General features: G+C 70.0%; 18 protein-coding genes. 8 read left to right on the top strand and 10 right to left on the bottom strand.

Annotated features, from left to right (window positions below; all coding sequences use genetic code 11):
- Nucleotides 1-129: 129 nt before the first annotated feature.
- Together ACT6XY_RS12925 and ACT6XY_RS12920 are read left to right on the top strand one after the other, a co-directional pair.
- Nucleotides 130-423 (top strand): PepSY domain-containing protein, encoded by a 294-nt coding sequence (locus ACT6XY_RS12925; protein ID WP_444748731.1) that lies wholly within the window; start codon nucleotides 130-132, stop codon nucleotides 421-423.
- A gap of 9 nt (nucleotides 424-432) precedes the next feature.
- Nucleotides 433-894, top strand: coding sequence for a hypothetical protein (locus tag ACT6XY_RS12920; protein ID WP_444748730.1), 462 nt, complete (start codon nucleotides 433-435; stop codon nucleotides 892-894).
- 22 nt (nucleotides 895-916) lie between these two features.
- Here ACT6XY_RS12920 and ACT6XY_RS12915 read toward each other — a convergent pair whose 3' ends face one another.
- Nucleotides 917-3,745 carry a bifunctional diguanylate cyclase/phosphodiesterase gene (locus ACT6XY_RS12915; protein ID WP_444748729.1) on the bottom strand — a complete coding sequence of 943 codons (2,829 nt, stop codon included), beginning with the start codon at nucleotides 3,743-3,745 and terminating at the stop codon, nucleotides 917-919.
- 246 nt (nucleotides 3,746-3,991) lie between these two features.
- On the opposite strand from ACT6XY_RS12915, the gene ACT6XY_RS12910 reads away from it, so the two are divergent.
- The 4 genes from ACT6XY_RS12910 to ACT6XY_RS12895 all read left to right on the top strand — a co-directional run bounded on the left by ACT6XY_RS12910 (nucleotide 3,992) and on the right by ACT6XY_RS12895 (nucleotide 8,749).
- Nucleotides 3,992-5,392, top strand: a complete 1,401-nt coding sequence (locus tag ACT6XY_RS12910) for an enolase (RefSeq protein WP_444748728.1) — start codon at nucleotides 3,992-3,994, stop codon at nucleotides 5,390-5,392.
- On the top strand, nucleotides 5,389-6,537 hold the full coding sequence (locus ACT6XY_RS12905; RefSeq protein WP_444748727.1) for a Gfo/Idh/MocA family protein: 1,149 nt from the start codon (nucleotides 5,389-5,391) through the stop codon (nucleotides 6,535-6,537). The genes ACT6XY_RS12910 and ACT6XY_RS12905 overlap by 4 nt, the downstream gene beginning before the upstream one ends.
- Nucleotides 6,538-6,550: 13 nt before the next feature.
- Nucleotides 6,551-7,735, top strand: coding sequence for a dihydrodipicolinate synthase family protein (locus tag ACT6XY_RS12900; RefSeq protein ID WP_444748726.1), 1,185 nt, complete (start codon nucleotides 6,551-6,553; stop codon nucleotides 7,733-7,735).
- A 147-nt stretch (nucleotides 7,736-7,882) separates the two neighbouring features.
- Nucleotides 7,883-8,749 carry a sugar phosphate isomerase/epimerase family protein gene (locus ACT6XY_RS12895; protein ID WP_444748725.1) on the top strand — a complete coding sequence of 289 codons (867 nt, stop codon included), beginning with the start codon at nucleotides 7,883-7,885 and terminating at the stop codon, nucleotides 8,747-8,749.
- A 180-nt stretch (nucleotides 8,750-8,929) separates the two neighbouring features.
- On the opposite strand, the gene ACT6XY_RS12890 is transcribed toward ACT6XY_RS12895, so the two are convergent.
- Genes ACT6XY_RS12890 through ACT6XY_RS12880 form a run of 3 tightly spaced genes read right to left on the bottom strand, consistent with a single transcriptional unit; the run spans nucleotide 8,930 to nucleotide 11,522 of the window.
- On the bottom strand, nucleotides 8,930-9,595 hold the full coding sequence (locus tag ACT6XY_RS12890) for a TetR/AcrR family transcriptional regulator (protein ID WP_444748724.1): 666 nt from the start codon (nucleotides 9,593-9,595) through the stop codon (nucleotides 8,930-8,932).
- A 58-nt stretch (nucleotides 9,596-9,653) separates the two neighbouring features.
- Entirely contained in the window at nucleotides 9,654-10,493 is an 840-nt protein-coding gene (locus ACT6XY_RS12885) for a sugar phosphate isomerase/epimerase family protein (protein WP_444748723.1), read from the bottom strand.
- A gap of 51 nt (nucleotides 10,494-10,544) precedes the next feature.
- On the bottom strand, nucleotides 10,545-11,522 hold the full coding sequence (locus tag ACT6XY_RS12880) for a tripartite tricarboxylate transporter substrate-binding protein (protein WP_444748722.1): 978 nt from the start codon (nucleotides 11,520-11,522) through the stop codon (nucleotides 10,545-10,547).
- Between the two features lie 168 nt (nucleotides 11,523-11,690).
- Between ACT6XY_RS12880 and ACT6XY_RS12875 the strand changes: the two genes are divergently transcribed.
- Entirely contained in the window at nucleotides 11,691-12,455 is a 765-nt protein-coding gene (locus tag ACT6XY_RS12875; RefSeq protein ID WP_444748721.1) for a lysostaphin resistance A-like protein, read from the top strand.
- 3 nt (nucleotides 12,456-12,458) lie between these two features.
- On the opposite strand, the gene ACT6XY_RS12870 is transcribed toward ACT6XY_RS12875, so the two are convergent.
- The 5 genes from ACT6XY_RS12870 to ACT6XY_RS12850 are packed head-to-tail and all read right to left on the bottom strand — an operon-like array spanning nucleotide 12,459 to nucleotide 18,296.
- A complete protein-coding gene (locus ACT6XY_RS12870; protein ID WP_444748720.1) occupies nucleotides 12,459-13,385 on the bottom strand; it encodes a 2-hydroxyacid dehydrogenase in 927 nt (308 codons plus the stop codon).
- 7 nt (nucleotides 13,386-13,392) lie between these two features.
- Entirely contained in the window at nucleotides 13,393-14,721 is a 1,329-nt protein-coding gene (locus ACT6XY_RS12865) for an NAD(P)/FAD-dependent oxidoreductase (protein WP_444748719.1), read from the bottom strand.
- Nucleotides 14,722-14,747: 26 nt separating this feature from the next.
- Entirely contained in the window at nucleotides 14,748-15,626 is an 879-nt protein-coding gene (locus ACT6XY_RS12860; RefSeq protein ID WP_444748718.1) for an ABC transporter permease, read from the bottom strand.
- Between the two features lie 3 nt (nucleotides 15,627-15,629).
- A complete protein-coding gene (locus ACT6XY_RS12855) occupies nucleotides 15,630-16,583 on the bottom strand; it encodes an ABC transporter permease (RefSeq protein ID WP_444748717.1) in 954 nt (317 codons plus the stop codon).
- A 27-nt stretch (nucleotides 16,584-16,610) separates the two neighbouring features.
- A complete protein-coding gene (locus tag ACT6XY_RS12850; RefSeq protein ID WP_444748716.1) occupies nucleotides 16,611-18,296 on the bottom strand; it encodes a peptide ABC transporter substrate-binding protein in 1,686 nt (561 codons plus the stop codon).
- Nucleotides 18,297-18,541: 245 nt separating this feature from the next.
- Between ACT6XY_RS12850 and ACT6XY_RS12845 the strand changes: the two genes are divergently transcribed.
- Entirely contained in the window at nucleotides 18,542-19,189 is a 648-nt protein-coding gene (locus ACT6XY_RS12845; protein ID WP_444748715.1) for a cupin domain-containing protein, read from the top strand.
- 9 nt (nucleotides 19,190-19,198) lie between these two features.
- Here the strand turns inward: ACT6XY_RS12845 and ACT6XY_RS12840 are convergent.
- The coding region (locus ACT6XY_RS12840) for an ATP-binding protein (protein WP_444748714.1) at nucleotides 19,199-20,980 on the bottom strand (1,782 nt) is incomplete at its 5' end.

Here is a 20,980-nt window from a genome sequence, read left to right as displayed (position 1 = left end):
ACCTTTCATCACACAGCACCATCACGCCAGGAGATCGCGATGCCGTGGCGGCATTCGAGCCGACTTCGACGAACGTTTGCGGCGGCCGTCGCCGCAGCTCTCGCCGTCTTGCCCGCCCTTCTGACACCCATGCCAGCCACGGGTCAGACGCGGCCGCCGGTGAACAGTCCGCAGCAGGGCCCGCCCACCGGTGCCATTTCCGCGCGGCCGCAAGATTATCGCGTGGTGATCGGCGAGCCGCTGGTCAGCCGGTCCAACAGCTACACCCAGGCGCAGGTGGAGGAGCGGCTGAGGGCGGCCGGATTTACCGCCATTCGCGACGTCAGGAAGGACGACGACGGCATCTGGCGCGGCTCGGCGGAGCTCAATGGCCAGACCGTCGAGTTCGGCGTGGATTACCGGGGCAGCATCGCCGCCCGCTAGGAGGCCCATGTGACGACCGTTATTTCGGCCCTTTATCCCTCTCACGCCGCGGCGGAAGAGGCGGTGGACCGCATCCGGCAGGCGGGGGTGCAGGAGGAGGCGATCTCCGCGCTCTGGCGGAAGGCCGGCACCGACGCCAGCGAGGACCCTGTCCGCGACGGCGCCCCCGTCGGCGCCCTCGCCGGCGCTGCAGCCGGCCTGTTTGCGGGAGTGGGCGCCATCGTCATTCCTGGCTTCGGTCCGGTGGTTGCGGCGGGATGGCTCGCCTCCACCCTACTCGGTGCGGGGCTGGGCGGAATCGCGGGCGGGCTCGTGGCGGCCGGCTGGGCGGAGTCCGATGCCACGCGCTATGCCCGTCTGGTGCAGGACGGCGGGCGCCTGCTCGTCGTCAGGGTGGAGCCGGCCGATTCCGAGCGCGTCCTCGATCTGCTCGACCAGGACGCAATGGAGGTGCACGCCCGTCCTCTGTGACGGACACGGAGCGGCGGTGGCCTCAGCCCCCGGCGGCGGGCTCCAGCTGCTGTGGGGCGAGCGAGCTGCGCACATCCGGCGCCAGCGGCGGCGCGGCGACTTCGATCCGCAATCCGGCGATGGCGCCGATCGGCTGCGGCCGGCCGAGCAGGTAGCCCTGGGCCTCGTCGCAGCCCTCGCGGGCGAGCAGATCGAGCTGGTCCGGGGTTTCCACCCCTTCGGCGAGGACGGGCACGTCGAGGCTCCGGCCGAGCGCCAGGATGGCCCGCACGATGGCCTTGGCCTGGGGGCTCGTCTCCACCTCGGTCATGAAGGACCGGTCGAGCTTGATCTTGTCGAAGGGGAAGGCGCGCAGGGTCTCGAGCGAGGAATAACCGGTCCCGAAATCGTCGATGGCGACGGTGACGCCCAGCGCCTTGATGTCCCGCAGCGTGGCGAGCGCCCGCTCCTTGTCGGCGATGATGGTCGATTCCGTGATCTCCAGCTCCAGCCGTTGCGGCGCCAGGCCGGTCTCCGCGAGGATGGCGGCGAGACGCGTGACGAAGTCGGGCTGGCCGAGCTGAAGCGGCGAGAGGTTGACGGCGATCTTGCAGGCCGGATGCCAGCCGGCGGCCTCCCGGCAGGCCGTGCGCAGCACCCATTCGCCGAGCGGCACGATGGCCCCGCAGCTTTCCGCAACCGGGATGAATTCGGCCGGGGGGACGTTGCCCCGCTCGGGGCTCCACCAGCGCAGCAGCGCCTCGTAGCCCGTGACCTCGCCGGTCGCGACTGCCTTCTGCACCTGGTAATTCAGCCTGAACTGCTCGTCCGCGATGGCAGCCCACAGTTCCTTGGTGAGGGCGCGGCGCTGGCGCACCTGCTCGTCCATCCGCGCCTCGTAATAGGCGACGGTCTGGCCGATGGTCCCCTTGGCGCGATACATGGCGAGGTCGGCGTTGTTGACGAGCTGGTCGCGGCCCGTCGCGTCGTCCGGATAGATGGCGATGCCGATGCTGGCGGATGAGGCGATCGCGGCCTCGTCGACCACGACGGTCGCCGTCAGGGCGTTCTCCAGGCGCTGGGTGAAGTCGGCGAGGTCCTCCTGGCGCTGGAAGCGCTTGAAGGCGGCGAATTCGTCGCCGCCGAAGCGGGCCACCATCTCGCCCGGGCGCAGGCATGCCGCGAGCCGCGAAGCGAGCGTCTGGAGCACCTTGTCGCCCACCGCATGACCCCTGAGGTCGTTGACCTCCTTGAACTTGTCGAGGTCGATGCCGAGCACCGCCAGCTTGCCGGTGCCCTGGGCGTCCGCCAGGGCGCCGTCGAGAGCGGCGTTGAAGCTGAGGCGGTTCGGCAGCCCCGTCAGGCCGTCGTGCCGGGCCATGTGGGCGATGCGCGCCTCGGAGCGACGCCGTTCCGTCACGTCCTCGCAGGTGGTGACCCAGGACCCGTCGCCGATCGGCCAGTGGGACAGCGAGATGATCCGCCCCTCGCCGAACTGTTCGGTGATCGTCTCGGGCTCACCGCGGCGGATGATGGCGAGGTGGCGCCCGGCCATCTCGGAGGCCGTGGCGTCGTCGGGGCAGACGAGACGGCAGATGTCGTGGAAGGACTGGCCGGTGACGCAAGGCGCATCCACCCAGGTGAAGATGGTGGCGAGGCGCCGGTTGCGCAGGATCAGGCGCCCGTCGGCGTCGAAGAGGCAGAGGCCCTGCGACATGTTGGAGAGGGCGAGGTCGAGCCGCCGCGAGCTCTCGCGCAGGTCGTCCTCCCATGTTTTGCGTTCGGTGATGTCGCGGGTGATCTTGGCGAAGCCGACGAGCGCCCCGTCCTCGCCATGGATGGCGTCGATGACGACATGGGCCCAGAACTGCGAGCCGTCCTTGCGCAGGCGCCAGCCCTCCTGCTCGAACCGCCCCTCCGACCGCGCCGTGGCGAGGGCCGCCTCGGGAAGGCCGGCCGCGCGGTCGGCCTCGGGGTAAAAGCAGGAGAAGTGGCGGCCGACGATCTCGCCGGCGGTATAGCCCTTGGCGCGACGGGCGCCCTCGTTCCAGTTGGCGACGGTCCCGTCCGGCGCGAGCATGTAGAGCGCGTAGTCGGTGACGCCCTCGACGAGGATGCGGAACTGTCGCTCCTGCTCGGCCTGAGCCGCGCGGCTGCGGCGCGACATGACCGCCGTGAACAGGGCGAAGCCCAGGACCAGCATGGCGCAGAGCCCGACCGCCATGGCGAGGGATTCCGGCGGCATGGTGGCGGCCGAGACGGGTTGGGCCGGATCGGCACTGACCGTGATGGCGCCCATTCCGGTGAAGTGCAGGGAGCAGACCGCGACGGCGAGCAGCGCGGCGCCACGCCAATGGCCGATGCGGTCGCGACGTCGCGCCGTCAGGAAGGCGAGGGCCGACAGGCCTGCGCCGAAGACCACCGACACGACCACGAGGTCGGCGGACCACTCGATGCGGCCTGGGATCTGGACCGAGGCCATGCCCAGGTAGTGCATGGTGGCGATGCCGAGACCGAAGACGATGCCGCCACAGGCCGAGCCTGCCCGTCCGGGGACGGTCAGCGCCACGCCCATGCCGGCAGCCGTGATGACCACGGCGACGGCGAGGGAGGCGACCGTCAGGGCGGTGTCGTAGCCGATGACGACGCCGGGATCGTACGCGAGCATGGCGATGAAATGGGTCGCCCAGACGCCGAAGCCGGCCGTGCCGCCGGCGGCGGCGATCCAGCCGAGGCGGCCGCGGCCCTGCGCACCGTGCGCGAGGCGCCCGATGTCGATCACGGCATAGCTGGAGACGAGGCAGACGAGGGCGGCCAGTCCGACGAGCCACCAATTGTGCTCGACGGCGAGACAGGTCAGGACACGGTACATCGGGGGAAAGCACCTGTGAGTTTCCCAAGAGCTAGCCGGCACACCTTAAGGAACACTCTCGCCGGCGGGCTGCCGCGGCGCAGGGTTAAGGCTCGGCTAAGCCGACCGGTCGGGTGGCGCGTCCCGTGCCGACTTGACTTCGGCGCACCGTCGTTTGTAAGTAACCAGTGAGTGAATTAAGGCTCCGGTGAGAGCCGCCGGGAGGACGACGCCGATGACACGGCTGACGACGGGACCGCGGCGCGGATGAGCGCCCCGGCGATCCGCCTCGATGAAGCGCGCGCCTATCTGCGCTGGACGCCCTTCATGCGGCCGTTCCGCTTCGGTGCGGTGACGGTGGAGGGGGCGTACCAGGCGTTCGTGGCGGTGGACATGGAGGTCGCCGGCCATGGGCGCGCCACCGGCATGACCGCCGAGCTGATGCCGCCGAAATGGTTCGACAAGCGGCCGGACCGGACGCCCGACGAGACCGTGGCCGATCTGGCGGCGAGCCTCGCGGAGGCCGTGACGCAGGCGAATGCGCTCGGGCGTGCGGACACGGCCTTCGGGCTGCACGCCGAACTGCACGGCCGGCAGTCGGCCTGGGCCCGCGCAGTCGACGTGACGCCGCTCTCAGCCTCGTTCGGGGTGTCGCAGGTCGACAAGGCCGTGCTGGACGGGCTATCGAAGGCGCTGGGCCTGTCCTTCGTCAAGGTCCTGGCCGGCAATGCTGTCGGCATCGACACGCGCCTGACGCCCGATCTCCAGCAGGCCGCCGTCGAGGCGCGGCTCGCGGCGCTCTCCCCCGGCCGGAGCATCGCCGTCCGCCACACGGTCGGCATGATGGACAGGATCGAGGGCCCGGACAGCCTCGCTGGTGAACTGGACGCCGCCGATCTCCGCTTCTTCAAGATCAAGCTCGGCGGTGATCCCGAGGCCGATTGCCGGCGCCTCGCGGACATCGCGGCGCTGCTCGACAGCCGCGACATCGACTACCGCGTGACCGTGGACGCCAACGAGCAATATGTCCCGGACGCGCTCGCCGACCTCTTCGCCCGGACCGCGGCCGAGCCGCGCCTCGCCGGCCTGATGTCGCGGCTCCTCTTCGTCGAGCAGCCCTTCGACCGGCGCGTCACCTTCGAGCAGCAGCTGGACTCCGCGGTGGCAGCCCGCGGCGTCATCATCGACGAGGCGGACGACGCCTACGACGCCTTCTCGCGAGCGCGGGCGCTTGGCTACAGCGGCGTCTCGTCGAAGTGCTGCAAGGGCTTCTACAAGGCGCTGCTGAACGCCGCGCGGGCGGCCGTGTGGAACCAAGAGGCGGGCGCGCCGCGCCATCTCGTCTCCGCCGAGGACCTCACCTGCCAGCCGGGCCTCGCCGTGCAGCAGGACACCGCCTTCGTCGCCGCCCTCGGCCTGACGCACGTCGAGCGCAACGGCCACCACTATGTCGACGGCTTCGGCCCCGCGCCCGAGGCGGAGGCGGAGGCCTTCCGTGCCGCCCATCCCGGTCTCTACGCCGGCAGCGATCGCGTCCGGCTGGCTGTCGCCTCCGGCCGGCTCGACCTCTCCTCGCTGGCGGGTTCCGGCTTCGCCTCCGGCGCGACGCCGGATCTCGCCTCGCTCGCTCCCCTCACAACCGTCACCTTACAAGGACAATCCGCATGACCAGGACCCTCGGCGTCGTGATGCACGGCGTGACCGGCCGCATGGGCACCAACCAGCATCTGGTGCGCTCCGTCGCCGCCATCCGCGCCCAGGGCGGCGTGCTGCTCTCCGACGGCACGCGCGTGCAGCTCGACCCCATCCTCATCGGCCGCAACGCCGACAAGGTGGCGCAGCTCGCCAAGGCGAACGGCGTGGAGCGCTGGTCCACGGACCTCGACGCCGCCATCGCCGATCCGAAGAACCAGATCTTCTTCGACGCGGCGACGACGCAGATGCGCCCGACCCTGCTGGAACAGGCGATCAATGCCGGCAAGCACATCTATTGCGAGAAGCCGATCTCGACCAACCTGCCGGAGGCGCTGCGCATCGTGAAGCTCGCCCGCGACAAGGGCGTCAAGAACGGCACGGTGCAGGACAAGCTGTTCCTGCCGGGCCTGATGAAGCTGAAGTCGCTGCGCGACAGCGGCTTCTTCGGCAAGATGCTCTCGGTGCGCGGCGAGTTCGGCTACTGGGTCTTCGAGGGCGACTGGCAGGCGGCGCAGCGGCCCTCGTGGAACTACCGCAACGAGGACGGCGGCGGCATGATCCTCGACATGGTCTGCCACTGGCGCTACGTGCTCGACAACCTGTTCGGGCAGGTGCAGTCGGTCTCGTGCCTCGGCGCCACCCATATCCCCGAGCGCTGGGACGAGAACGGCAAGCCCTACAAGGCGACGGCCGACGACGCGGCCTACGCGACCTTCCAGCTCGAGGGCGGTGTCATCGCCCACATGAACATGAGCTGGGTGACGCGCGTCTATCGCGACGACCTCGTCACTTTCAATGTCGACGGCACGCTGGGTTCGGCGGTGGCGGGCCTGCACGACTGCATGATCCAGCCGCGCAACGCGACGCCGCGCCCCGTCTGGAACCCGGACCAGAAGCAGACGATCGACTTCCGCTCGACCTGGCAGAAGATGCCGGACAACCAGATCTACGACAACGGCTTCAAGACCCAGTGGGAGATGTTCATCCGCCACGTGGTCGAGGACGCGCCCTATTCCTACACGCTGATGGAAGGCGCCAAGGGCGTGCAGCTGGTGGAATGCGCTCTGCAGAGCTGGAAGGAGCGCCGCTGGATCGACGTTCCGAAGCTGACGGTGTGAGGGAGAGGCGACCATGCTCGACAAGCCGAAGACCGCCGCCAGCGTGCGGCTGCCGACCGCCGGTGGCGGGATCGAGACCTACCGGCTCTCGGTGCCGAAGGCCTTCCCGGAGAAGATCACGCGGCCGCTGAACCGCGTGGCGCTGGCGGCGACCCACATGGTCGCCGACCCCTTCGCCGACAACGATCCCTGGCTGACCAACGCCATCGACTGGGACCGCACCATGGCCTATCGCGACTATCTCTGGGGCCTCGGCCTCGGGGTGGCGGAAGCCATGGACACCGCCCAGCGCGGCATGGGCCTCGACTGGGCCGGCGCGCTCGATCTCATCGGCCGCTCGGTGCGGCAGGCGAAGGCGACGCCGGGCGCGGTTGTCTTCTCGGGCGCCGGCACGGACCATCTCGACCCCGCCCAAGCGCGCTCGGTGGACGACGTCATCGGCGCCTATGAGATGCAGTTCGAGGCCATCGAGGCCCTTGGCGGACGCATCATCCTGATGGCCTCGCGGGCGCTCGCCCGGGTGGCGAGGACGCCCGACGACTACGGCCGCGTTTATGACCGCATCCTGTCGCAATCGGCCCAACCGGTCATCATCCACTGGCTCGGCGACATGTTCGACCCGGCGCTCGCCGGCTACTGGGGCACGCCCGATCTCGACGCCGCCATGGACACGGCGGTCGACGTCATCAATCGCAATGCCGCCAAGGTGGACGGCGTGAAGATCTCCCTCCTCGACAAGGACAAGGAGATCGCCATGCGGCGGCGACTGGCGCCCGGCGTCAAGATGTATACCGGCGACGACTTCAACTATGCGGAGCTCATCGCCGGCGACGAGCAGGGCTTCTCCCACGCGCTGCTCGGCATCTTCGACGCCATAGCCCCGGCTGCGGCCGGGGCGCTCTCGGCGCTGGCCGACGGCGACGCCGCCACCTTCCACGACATCTTCGCGCCGACCGTTCCGCTGTCGCGGCACATCTTCAAGGCGCCCACCCGGTTCTACAAGACGGGCGTCGTCTTCGTCGCCTATCTCAACGGCCACCAGGACCATTTCACCATGGTGGGCGGCCAGGAGAGCACACGCTCCACCCAGCACCTCGCCGAACTCTTCCGCCTCGCCGATCAGGCCGGGATCTTCCGCGACCCCGACATGGCCGCGGCGCGGATGGCGGCGGTGATGGCGACCCGCGGAGTGGTTTGAGGGGCCGGCGGGCTCCGACCTCCCCGTCATGCCCGGGCTCGTCCCGGGCATCCACGAATTCCCGTGCTGCCGTGTTCAAGTCGTGGATGCCCGGGACCAGCCCCGGCATGACGCGATGAGGACGCGGCCTGATCCGCGAGCTCTCCGATGCGCGATTTCTCCACCGACCATTCTCTCCTCTCCATCAACACCGCGACGGTGAGGAAGCAGGGCGATCTCCTCGCCATCATCGAGGCCTGCGCCCGCCATGGCATCCAGGCCATCTCGCCCTGGCGCGACCAGGTGGCGACGGTCGGCCTCGACGCTGCCGTAGCCGCGGTCAAGACCCATGGCATGAAGCTCTCGGGCTATTGCCGCGGCGGCATGTTCCCGTCCGATGCGTCGAAGAGGCAGGAGGCGCGGGACGACAACCGCCGCGCCGTCGACGAGGCCGCGGCGCTCGGGGCCGTCTGCCTGGTGCTGGTGGTCGGGGGGCTGCCGCACTATTCCCGCCCCGGCTCGGCCGTCTCGCACGACCTCGGCGCGGCGCGGGCGCAGGTGGAGGACGGAATCGGCGAGCTACTCGACTATGCCCGCGCGGCGCGGATGCCGCTCGCCATCGAGCCGCTGCATCCGATGTACGCGGCGGACCGGGCCTGCGTGAACACGCTGGAACAGGCGCTCGACATCTGCGACCGGCTCGACCCCGGCCGGACCGGGGCGCTCGGCGTCGCGGCGGACGTCTATCACATCTGGTGGGACCCGAACCTCGATCGGGACATCAGGAGGGCGGGGCGCGATCGTCTCCTCGCCTATCACGTCTGCGACTGGCTGGTGCCGACCCGCGACCTCCTCACCGACCGCGGCATGATGGGTGACGGTGTCATCGAGCTGAAGACAATCCGGGCGGCGGTGGAGGCGGAGGGGTTTGCCGGCTTCTCCGAGGTCGAGATCTTCTCCGAACTCGACTGGTGGCAGCGTCCGATGGACGAGGTGCTGGCGACCTGCATCGAGAGGCATCGGAGCGTGGTGTGAGGGCAACCCCGGATCGTGCCTCCGGACGTCACCCCCTGCGAGCCCGAAGGGAGAGGGAAGGGGGTCCAGTCCTGGACTCTCCGCGCGGTTGGCAAGCCGGGATCCCCTTCCCCTCGCTTCGCTCGGCCGGGGATGACGGGCATGGCCGCTGAGACGGGCCGCGCGGACATCGTCCGCTGGCTAGGCCCTTACGCCTCGGAGGACGAATTCCACCACGTGCGTCCGCCGCGCGGCGATGGAGGCGGGGTCCTCCATGTCGGCGTCGAAGATGACCGACAGCGTGTAGATGTTGGAGAAGAAGAAGTAGCAGATGCCGATGATGGTGATCCACAGCTGGCGGGCGTCGAGCCCGGCGCGGATGGACCCGTCGGCATGGCCGCGGGCGACGATGCGGCCGATGGCGTCGATGACCGGCGAGTTCATGCGGTTCACCTGGCCTGACTTCTTCAGCACCTTGGCGCGCTGGCGGTTCTCGGTGGCGAGCAGGTTGATGAAGGTTCGGTCGCGCACGAAGCTGTCGAAGGTGAATTCGGTGAAGCGGGTGAGCGCGTCGACCGGGGCGAGCTGGTCCAGCTCCAGCTTCTGCTCGGCGGAGCGGGCGCGCTCGTAGGCGGCCTCCAGCACGGCCAGGTACAGCAGCTCCTTCGAGGAGAAGTAGTGGTAGATCATGCGCTTGTTGATGCGCGCACGGTCGGCGATGTCGTCGGTCTTCGCCCCCTCGTAGCCCCGGTTGGCGAATTCACGGGTGGCGACGTTGAGGATGCGCGCGCGCGTCCCGGCGCTGTCGCGCTTTCGCACGGGCTTCGCCACGCTGGTCTCGTCCGTCACGCTCTTGCCGTCGGGCATCCGAGATTCCTTGCCCGATTCGGCTCCCGCCGGACACTGTCACGGTGTGCCGGTCCGGTCACGGCGCGTCGTCCAGGGCCTCCAGGAGGCCGCGCACATAGCCGGCGGCGCGGGCGGCGCAGGCCGGTCCGTCCGGCTGGTAGATGAAGGGCTCGATGGCGATGTCGCCGCCGTAGCCGGTCTCGCGCAGCGCCCTCAGCACGCCGGCGAAGCGGTCCTTGCCCTCGCCGGGGCCGCGACGGTTGGCATCGTTGAACTGGACATGGCCGACGACCCCCGTCGGCACCCAGCGCCGCACGAGGTCGGCAACGGGATCGGCCTCGTGGGCCGAGGCGGCGGAGGTGTCGATCATGGTGCGGAAGGCGGGGTGGGCGATCTCCTGGACCATGCGCGCCGCCTCGGCGACGGTCTGGATGAAGACGTTGTCGGGCGGGGCGAGGGGCTCGATGCAATAGGTGAGGCCGCGGGCGGCGACGTCCGGCGCCAGTCCGGCGAAGAGATCGCGCGCCCGTGCCCAGGCATCGGCCTGGGACTGGCCGTCCGCCGGCCGCCGCTGCGCCGGCGATCCGTGGACCATGACGCGGGCGCCGAGCCCCTCGGCGAGGTCGAGGAGGCCGCGGATCACATCCCGGGTGCGGGTGCGCACCGCTGCATCGGGACTGGTGATGGAGAGGCCCTGAGGCGTCACCAGCAGCCAGTGCAGGCCGGTGACGACGAGGCCGTGGTCCTCCACCGTCCGGCGCATCGCCGCGACCCCGGCGGGGCCGAGGCGATGCGGCTCCTCGGAGAGCGTGAACGGGGCGATCTCCAGCCCGTCATAGCCGACAGCCTTCGCGAAGGCGCATTGCCGGGCGAGGTCGAGGGGCTGGAGCACTTCGTTGCAGAGGGACAGGCGCATGCGCGGCTCCGGCGGAATGGGCGCCCTGCTCGAGGGCCGGGCGTCCCCGTCTCACTGGATGCGGATATTCGCCTCGCGGATGACGTCGCCCCACTTCTTGACGTCGGCCGTATGGACGGCGCGCAGCGCTTCCGGCGTGCGCTGGGCTTCCACCGGCGCCTCGGCGCCGAGCTGGAGGAAGCGCTCCCGGGCCGTCGGGTCGTCGATAGCCTTGCGCAGCGCGGCGTTGAGGGCGGCGACGATCGGGGCCGGCGTGCCCTTGGGCGCGAAGACGGCGTTCCACACCACCATGTCGACGCCGCTCATGCCGGCTTCCGTAGCCGTCGGCACATTGGGCAGCACCGGCGAGCGGGTGGGGGCGAGCACGGCGAGCGGGGTGATCGTGCCGCCCTGCACCTGGCTCATCAGGCTCGTCACCTGGTCGCAGATATAACCGACATTGCCGGCGACGAGATCCTGGATGGCCGGGCCCGTGCCGCGATAGGGCACGAGGGTGGGCGATACCCCGAGCTTCTGGTTGAGCAGGGTGCAGGCCAGGTGGGAGGTCGAGCCGACGCCGGCATTGCCGTTGTTCACCGTCGCGGCATTGGCCTTCATGTGGGCGGAAAATTCGGCCAGCGTCGTCGTCGGCAGCTTCTTGGCCGAGACCAGCATGATCGGCGCCGAGGCGGCGATCCCCACGGGCTCGAAATCGGTCAGCGGGTTGAAGGCGAGGTTCGGATAGAGCGCCGGCGAGAAGCTCATCGTGCTCATCGGGCCCATCAAGATGGTGTGGCCGTCGGGCTCCGCCCGCGAGACGCGCGCCGCGCCGGTGGTGCCGGCGGCTCCCGCCACGTTCTCCACCACCACCTGCTGGCCGAGCGTCGCCGACATGCGCTCGGCGACGAGGCGGGCGACGATGTCGGTCGGCCCGCCGGGGGCGAAGGGCACCACCATGGTGATGGGGCGCGAGGGGAAGGTCTGGGCGGCCGCGGGGGCCACGGCGACGGTTGCGCAAAGGGCGGCGAGCGCCAGCCTCCTGGTGATCACGATGTCCTCCTGAGCATGCGGGGCACATCCGCGGTGCCTCTTGGCCGCAGACGATAACGGCAGCATCCCCAACGCGTCAATCAAGTATGTAACCAGTGGGTGACTTGATGAAGCGGGAGGCAGTCCCTGGCGGTTGTCCGAAGGTCCCGTTTTCGGCATCATGCTACCATGAACGATCCGCGCCGCCTGTCCTTCGCCTTCGCCGTCTTCGGCCTCTGGCTCGTTGTCACCGTGTTCGGCGGCCGGGTGATCTACGGCACGGGCGTGTCGCTGCTCGACCTCGTCCGGCACAGCGTCGCTCTGAACATTCTCGCTGCGGCCGCGGTGGCGGTCGGAGCCTGCCTGGTCTTCGGCTGGCGGGACGTGGCGGCAGGTCCGCCGCGGCCGGCCACGCTGCACCTCCTGTGGTTTCCGCTGCTCTATCTCGCGCTGCTCCTGGGGGTTGCGGTGCTGATGGGTCTGCCGTCGCGCCAGACCCTCGTCTTCATCGGCCTGAATACGCTGCTGGTCGGGATTTCGGAGGAACTGATGTTCCGCGGCATTCTCTTCCGGGCGCTTGTTGCCCGGCTGCCGGTCTGGCCGGCCATCGGCGCAACCACGGCGCTGTTCGGGAGCGTCCACATTCTGAACGGCTTCGGCACGGGGGACTGGGGATCCGCCATCGTACAGGCCTGCGCGGCGGCGCTGTCCGGCGTGGCGCTGATGGCGATCATGCTGCGGACCGGATCGATCCTGGTCGCGATGGCCTATCATGCAGCCTGGGATTTCAGCACCTTCGCCGTGGCTGCGGCGGTGTCGAGCGCGAACAGTGCCGCAGTTCCCGCGCCGTCCTGGGCAAGCGTCGCCCTTCCCGTGCTCTTCGTGCTGCCCAACGCCCTCTACGGGCTTTACCTGTTGCGGCGGGTGAGGCGCGAGCCGGGCTCCACGGCCTAGCGGTCAGTAACCGCGGCTGCGGTCGACGAGGCCCGGGAGAGGCTCGCCGCGGCGGTGGCGGGCGATGGTGTCGAGCACGAAGCGCACCGCGGTCTCGGGATGGGTCATGCTGGCGATGTGCGGGGTGAGGATGATCTTCTCGTGCTGCCAGAAGGGGTGCCCGGCCGGCAGCGGCTCGGGATCGGCGACGTCGAGCATGGCGGCGGCGAGATGCCCGCCGTCGAGGGCGGCGAGGAGATCGTCCTGCACCAGATGCCCGCCGCGGCCGACATTGACCAGCATGGCGCCGGTGGGAAGCGCAGCGAACAGGCGGGCGTCGAGAATGCCGCGCGTCTCGGGCGTCAGCGGCAGCAGGCAGACGAGGATGTCAGTGCGTGCCAGGAAATCGGCCAAGGCGTCGGCGCCTGTGTAGCAGTCGACACCCGCGATCTGCCGGGGCGAGCGATTCCAGCCGGCGAGCGGAAAGCCGAAGACCTTCAGCCGCTCCAGCACGCCTTGCCCGAGGCGGCCGAGGCCCATGACGCCGACGCGCCGGCGGGCCGCGGCGGTGATCTGGATTTCCTTCCAGACCTCGCGCCGCTGCTGGTCGAGGAAGCGGGGGAGGTCGCGGTGCAGCGCGAGGACCGCCAGCGAGACATATTCGACCATGCTCTCGGCGATGTGCGGCTCGAGCATGCGCACCAGCGGCACATGGGCGGGCACCTTGGCGAAGTCGAACTGATCGACTCCGGCGCCGACCGAGAAGACGAGCTCGAGGTTCGGGAAGGTGCCGGCGATGTCATCCGGCGGCACCCAGGTCGCGAGGTGGCGCACGCTCGCGGGATCGGGCAGGTCCGGCCAGACGTGGAACGGGACGTCCGGGGCGAGAGCCGCGAAATGGCGCGCCCATTCCGCCCCGCGGACGGGATTGGCCTTGTAGAGGATGCTCATCGCTGCCTCAGAACAGGCCGACGGGAGCCAGCGGGCGGCCGTCGACGAGCCGCTCGTAGGAATAGGCGGCCGGATCGATCAGCGGCGAGTCTCCGGTCACCACGTCGGCGGCGAGCCGTCCGGCGCCCGGTCCGATGCCGAAGCCGTGGCCGGAGAAGCCGGTGGCGAGGAAGAAGCCGGGCAGTTTGTCGACGGCGGAGATGACCGGGATCGTGTCCGGCGTGGTGTCGATGGTGCCACCCCAGGCCTCGGCGATGGCGATGCCCTTGAGATCCGGGTTCGAGGTGATGAGGGCGGCGAGGGCCTCCTCCACCAGCGTCATGTCGGGGGCCGGATCGCGGACGCGCTCGGCCTCGAAGGGCGAGGGGCGGTCCAGAGGCCAGTTGGTGCCGCGCAGGAGCTGGTCGAGGAAGGGCTTGCCGAATGAGATCTTCAGGCCCTTCCGCCGCTGGCGGTAGGTCGGCAGGAAGGTGCGGGCGTAGCGGATGAGGTCGGGCGTCAGCTCCACCGTGCCACGGCCGCGGAGCGCCAGCGTCAGGCCGCCGTCGAGGCGGCGGCGGATGCAGAAGAAGTCCGTGCCGAGCGCCCCGTCGGTGATCTCGGGCGCCGGCGTGGTGCGGCAGGCGGTGGCGTTGACGAGGCCGACGGGCAGGTCGATGCCGTGGCGGCGGCAGAAGAGCGAGGACCAGGCGCCGCCGGCGAGCAGGACCGAGGAGGTGCGGATCGTCCCCTTCTCGGTGACGACGCCGCCGACCCGGCCGCCTGACGTCTCGAGGCCGCGCGCGGCGCAGCCCTGGTGGATGGTGACGCCATGCTTGCGGGCGGCCGTGGCGAGCGCCGGCACGGCCATGGAGGGTTCGGCGCGGCCGTCGCTCGGCGTGTGCAGGCCGCCGACCCAGGTGTCGGCATTGCCGGGCAGGCGCTCCTGCACCTCGGCGGGGGTCAGCACGGTCGAATGGACCTGCATCTCGCGGGCGATCTCCGCCCATTTTTCCCAGGCCGCGAGTTCGGCCGGATTCTTGGTGAGGAAAAGCACGCCGGTGCGGCGGAAGCCGGCATCGCGGCCGGCGTCGATCTGCATCTCCTCCCACAGGCGCAGCGCCTCGCGTGCCAGCGGGATCTCGGCGCGGGCGCGGCCCTGCTGGCGGCACCAGCCCCAGTTGCGGCTGGACTGCTCGCAGCCGACATGGCCCTTCTCGACGAGCGCGACGGAATGGCCCTTCTTCGCCAGGTGATAGGCGGCCGAGACGCCGATGACGCCGCCGCCGATGACGACGACGTCGGCGGTCTCTGGCAGGCGATCGTCACCCTGGATACGGTCAAGCGGCGGTGACATGGGACGGGCTCCTGGAAGGCGGTCGTTCAGTGGATGTCGAGGCGGGGGTCGAGCGCGTCGCGCAAGCCATCGCCGAGGAAGTTGAAGCTGGTCACCGCCAGCGTGATGGCGACGCCCGGCGCGATGGCGAGCCAGGGGGCGCTGGTCATGTAGATCTGGGCGTTGTTCAGCATGTTGCCCCAGCTCGCGGCCGGCGGCTGGATGCCGTAGCCGAGATAGCTGACATAGGACTCCAGCAGGATGGCCTTGGCGACGTTGAGGGTCGCCGCCACGACGATGGCCGCCATGGCGTTGGGCACCAGCTCCTTGAACATGATGCGCAGGTTGGACGAACCGAAGGCGATGGCCGCCGCGGTGAAGTCGCGCTCGCGCAGGGCGCGGACCTGCGCCTCGACGATGCGGGCGACGCTCATCCAGGCGGTCACCGAGATGAGGATGGTGGTGGCGACGATCCCCGGCTCGATGAGGGCGGCCAGCGCCAGCAGCAGGAAGATGGCCGGGAAGCAGAGCACCGCGTCGACGAAACGCATGAGCGCGGCGCCGAAAATGCCGCCGTAGAAGCCGGCGAAGGTGCCGATGACGATGCCCACCGCCATGGCGATGACCATGGCGATGATGCCGATGGTCAGCGACACGCGCCCGCCCATCATCAGCCGCGCCAGCACGTCGCGGCCGAGCTCGTCGGTGCCGAGCAGATGGGCGCCCGTCAGCGGCGGGGCGAAGCGCTGCATGATGTCGATGAACTTGTCGTCGAAGGGCAGCAGGAATGGCCCGAAGACCGAGCCGAAGACCAGCAGCGCGATGATGACGGCGCCGGCCATGGCGAGGCGATGGCGGCGGAAGCGCTGCCAGGCGGCCCGGGCCGGCGTGAGGTGAACCATGTCGGTGGCGACGACGGCGGTCATGCTTCAGCCCACCCGGATGCGTGGATCGACCACCGCATAGAGCATGTCGGCGATGAGCGAGCCGATCAGCACCATGGTGGCCGAGAACATGAGGATGCCCATCACCACGGGATAGTCGCGGTAACCGATGGAATCGAGGAACAGCCGGCCCATGCCGGGCCAGGTGAAGACGGTCTCCGTCACCAGCGCACCGCCGAGGAGGGTGGGAAACTGCAGGCCCGCCACCGTGATCATCGGCAACAGGGCATTGCGGAGGGCGTGCTGGGACAGGATGCGCCATTCGGGCAGGCCCTTGGCGCGGGCGGTGCGGATGTAGTCCTGGTTGATGACGTCCAGCATGGAGGAGCGCATGAAGCGGCCCCACATGGCCGTCTCCACCAGCGCCAGCACCAGGGCCGGTGCGATCAGGTGGTGCAGCATGTCGAGGAGCGAGCCCTCCTCGCCCACCGTGTGGCGGTTGCCCGAGGGCAGCCAGCCGAGATTGACCGAGAAGACGTAGATGGCGATCAGGCCGAACCAGAAGGTCGGGATCGACAGGGCCACCATGGCGCCGACGGTGGCGAGCTGATCGAAGATCGAGTAGCGGCGGATCGCCCCGAGAATGCCGATCCAGCAGCCGAGCACCACGGCGATGAGGGTCGCGGTCGCCATCAGCTCGAAGGTGGCGCCGAGATGGGCGCCGATGATCTTCAGCACGGGCTCGCCGTCGCGGTAGGAGACGCCCCAGTCGCCCCGCAGCATGCGCCACAGCCAGTCGGCATATTGGACCGGCAGCGGCCGGTCGAGGCCGAGCTGGCGGGTGATGCGGTCGAGGTCCTCCTGGGTCATCTGCGACGACAGGGCGAACTGCGACAGCGGCCCGCCGGGCGCGAGGTGCAGGATGGCGAAGCCCAGCATCGAGACGATGAACAGCAGCAGCACGGCCTGACCGAGCCGGTTGACGACGTAGCGTGCCATGTCAGGCGGGTCCTGCCCGCCGCCGCGTCAGGCCCAGTACCATTCGCGGATGTTCCAGCAGTTGGTGGAGGTGTTGGCGTTGGGGCGGAAGCCGCGGAGGTTGGCCTTCATGCCCTCGGCGATGACGCCCTGATAGAGCGGCAGGATGGCGAGGTCGTTGCGGATGATCGTCTGCAGCTTGCCGTAGCTCGCCTTGCGCTCGGCGAGGTCGAACTGGCGGGCGCCGAGGGCGAGAAGGCTGTCGGCCTCGGGGTTCTGGTACTGGTAGGTGTTGAAGCCGCGGCCGCCCTTGGCGGGGATGGCGCCCGAGCCGAAGCGCGGCGTGACGTCCGGGTCTGCGCCGAGCATGAAGTTGACCGAGACCAGGGCCGAGTTGAACTTCGACTGCTGCCAGAACTCGCCCCACATGACGGCGGGCGGCATGTTCTGGATCCGCATGGCCGCGCCGATGCCGCGCCAGTCCTGCATCAGCAGCTGCTGGGTCTGCTCGCGGACGGCGTTGCCCGAGGTGGTGGAGTTCGTGAACTCGAGGCGCACGCCGCCCTTGGCGCGCACGCCGTCGGAGCCGCGGGCCCATCCGGCAGAGTCGAGGAGCGCATTGGCCTTGGCCGGATCGAAGACATGGGCCGGCAGGCCCGGCTGGAACGACCAGCCTTGCTGCGGCACGAAGGTCTCGGTCGGCGTCGGCAGGCCGTAGTTGAGGGCGTCGATGATCGCCTTCTTGTTGATCGCCATGTAGAGCGCCTCGCGCACCGCCTTGTCGGCGAGCGGCCCGAAGTCGAGGTTCGGCGCGATGTGCTCCACCGAGGAGGTGGAGGAGACGACCACGGTGCGGTCGCGCAGGGTCTTCGCCTCCCGGACGAAGTTCGGGAGGATGCCCTGGATGCCGGTGTAGTCCACCTGGCCGGTGCGGAACTGGGTGTAGAGCACCGTCAGGTCGGAAATGTACTTGAAGATCAGCCGCTCAACGTAGGGGCCCTTGCCGTGATAGGCGGTGTTGGCGGTGAGCAGGATGTTGTCGCCGGGCGTGCGCGAGCCCCAGCGGAACGGGCCGGTGCCGACGGGTGCGTTGTTCATCGGCGAGGTGTTGGGGTCGGCCGCCTTCTCCATCACGTGCTTCGGCACCAGGAAGGTCAGCGACAGGATCGACAGATAGGGCGAATAGGGCGTCTCCATCCGCCAGTGGATCTCGTCGGGCGAGACGACGGTGATGTCCTTGACGAGGCTGTGGCCGACGCGGTTGCGGACGCGGAAGTTGGGGTTGTTGATCAGCTCCAGCGAGTACTTGACGTCCTCGGCGGTGAAGGCCGTGCCGTCGTGCCATTTGACGCCGGTTCGCAGCTTGATCTTCCAGGTCAGGCCGTCCGCCGAGAGACCGCCATTGGCCACCGTCGGCACCTCGCGGGCGAGATCGGGGACGAAGTTGCCCTCGGCGTCGATGTACCAGAGCGTCGAGAAGAGCTGCCACCAGACCGCCTGGTCGACCTCGATGCCGGGCATGAGCGGATTGAAGACGGTGGGCTCCTGCGACAGGGCCGCGACGATCTGGCCGCGCGGACGGTCCGGCGGCGTCGAGGGACGCGCGCCCTGGGCGAAGAGGCTGCCGGGGGCGGCGAGGCCCGCAGCGGCGCCCGCGCCCAGCACCATGAGAACACGGCGGCTGGGGCCGGCGGCGGGAAGGCCTGCTTTGACGCGGTTGGTCTCGTCGCTCATCATCGCCCCCGTGGCTGACGCCGGGCATGGCTCGCCCGTCCGCCGGAGAGTATCCGGCGCCCGGCGGATCCCCTCCGCGGCGTTCAATGGTCTTGAATTGTCGCGCCCAAACTTCAACACTGCTAAACAGAGCTGTCAATGGCACGGGCTGCGCCTCACGCCTGTCGTGGAAGAAGGTCACCCCTGCATTTGCGCGTGGCAGGATGGGCTCCCTGCCGTCCGGGCAAACGGGAGAAGGATTTGGCATGAGCGGTCGCAGCAGTGCAGGGCGGGCAGGGGCGGTGGTGCCTGAGGCCCCGGCCATTGCGGAGGCTCCCGGCGCGGCGCTCGCCGACGACGGCGACCAGCGCCTCGGCGAGACCATCCGCGTGATGCGCCAGCGCGCCGGCCTGTCGATCCAGGAGGTGGCGAAGCGGACGGGCCTGTCGACGGGCATGATCAGCCAGGTCGAACGGGCGCTGGCAACACCCTCCGTCCGCACGCTGAGGCTGCTCAGCATCGCCCTCGGCGTGCCGATCTCCTATTTCTTCGAGGACCACGAGCCGGTCTCGCCCGCCCGCTACATCGTGCGCAAGAACGACCGCCGGCTGCTGCGCCTGACCGCCAGCGGCGTGGTCAAGGAGGCGCTGACGCCGGCCGAGACCGGCGAGATCGAGTTCTACGAGCTGACGCTCAATCCCGGGGGTTCGTCGGGCACCGACTTCGTGCGCCACACGGGCGAGAAGGCCGGCTATGTGCTGGCGGGCAAACTGAGGCTGTGGCTCGACCACGAGGCCCATGTGCTCGAGCCCGGCGACAGCTTCCGCTTCCCCTCGACCGTGCCGCATATGTTCGACAACCCGACGCAGCAGGTTGCCCGCGTCATCTGGGTGACGACGCTCGGGCCGCGCTGACGACCCCGGTCACGGCGCGAGGTCGTGGACGCGCACGCCGGGGACGGTGCGCAGCGCGATGTCGCAGAGATGGCGGTGGTGGGTGAAGTAGATCACCTGGCCGATGGCCGCCATCCGCCCGAAGAGCCGGAAGGCCTCCTCCGACCGCATCTCGTCGAAGGTTTCCATGATGTCGTCGGCGATGAAGGGCACGGCAGGCCTGACGGCCGCGAACTCCTCGTAGCCGGCGAGACGCAGGGCCAGATAGAGCTGGAACCGCGTCCCCTTCGACAGGTCCTGCGCCGCCTTGGAACCGCCCTGGCGCGGCAGGGCGATCAGCACCTCGCGGTCCTTGTCGGCGCGCGTGGTCAGGCCGAGATAGGCCTCGCGGGTGATGAGGCGGAAGGCCTCGGAGGCGCGCTGCATCATCGAGCTGCGGTGCCTGTCGCGATAGGCGGTGAGAGCGTGATCCGCCAGCATGCGCCCGGCCCGCAGGCGCAGGAAGCGCAGGGCGAGATCCTCGATCTCAAGGAGGACCACGCGACGCTCGGCCTCGATGCGGGCGACGGCGTCGTCACCGCCGATCGCCTGGAGCTTCTCGGCGGCGAGGCTGCGCTCGGCGTAGAGGTCGCGGGTCCGCGCCTCTCCCTGCGCCAGGGTGTCGTCGAGTTCGCCCGCCTCGGCGGCGAGGGCCTCCGCATTGATGCGGCCGAGCCGCTCCAGCGCCTCGTCGAGCCCCGGCACCTGCAACTCGGCGGTGATCCGCTGCCCGAGGTCCGCCGCCTTTCCGGCGAGGTCGTCGCGGCGGGCGCAGGCCTGCAGGCAGCCCGAAACTGCCATGAGGTCGTCGACGCCGAAGAAGGCGAGGCGGGCGTCTCGCTCCGCCTCATGGGCCCAGATGTCGGCCTGCAACGCCTGCCGGTCGGCGCGCAGAGCCTCCAGCCGCGCGGCGGTATCCCGCTGCATCTGCTGCGCGACCCGCGCTGCCTCGTGGCGGCGCATGAGCGCCTCGGCCGCCGCCAGCGGGTCAGCGGCGCCCGCAGGCTCGTCCAGCGCCGCGTGGATCCGCGCGAGTTCGGCAACGAAGCCGGCGCAGTCCTCCTCCATGGCGGCGATGCGGTGGGCGACGTCGTCGCGGGCCTTCACGGCGGCGGGCAGCCCGCCGACGCGATCGAGAATTTCGCGCACCGCGCCGGTGCTGCCCCCGCGATCGGCGAACCACGTGCCGGCGAGCGCCGCCGCCCAGGCCTCGTCCCACGTCTCCATCGCCGCGCGGGCCGCTTTGGCACGGCGCAGGCGGGCCTCGAGGTCCCTCGCCCGCTCCCTTACGGCGACGGTCGCCGTCTCGACCTCCCGTGCCCGATCGCCGCCGTCCTTCAGCGCCGTCTCCGCGGCCTGGGCCAGGGCGGGGAGGGGGAGGTCGCCGGATTTCAGGCCGACGGCGGCGAGCGCTTCGGAGATGTGGCGGCGCGCCGTCGCAGCCTCGGCGCGGGTGGCGGCGAGGGTCGTCTCGGCCTCCTTCAGGCGGCGATGCGCTTCGAGCGCCTCCTCGCGCCGTCCGGCCCAGCGCTCGGCGGCATCGAGCCAGGCGTCGAGGGGGGCGTCGTCGGAGAGCGCCGCCGGGGTGGGGTGGCGCGCAAGGACCTGTCGGCGGAGATCGTCGAGAGCCTGCCGCGCCGCTTCGAGCGCCGCGGCTTCCCGTCCCACGGCCGCCGTGCGCGTCGCGACCGTCACCGCGAGCGTGCGCATCTCGGCGAGGCGGTCGGCATGGGCGGCACGGGCATCGGCCACGGCATCGGCGGCGCGCATGGC

The sequence above is a fragment of the Phreatobacter sp. genome (assembly GCF_052440005.1).
Lineage (GTDB): Bacteria > Pseudomonadota > Alphaproteobacteria > Rhizobiales > Phreatobacteraceae > Phreatobacter.
This window is presented reverse-complemented; position numbering and strand designations above follow the sequence as displayed.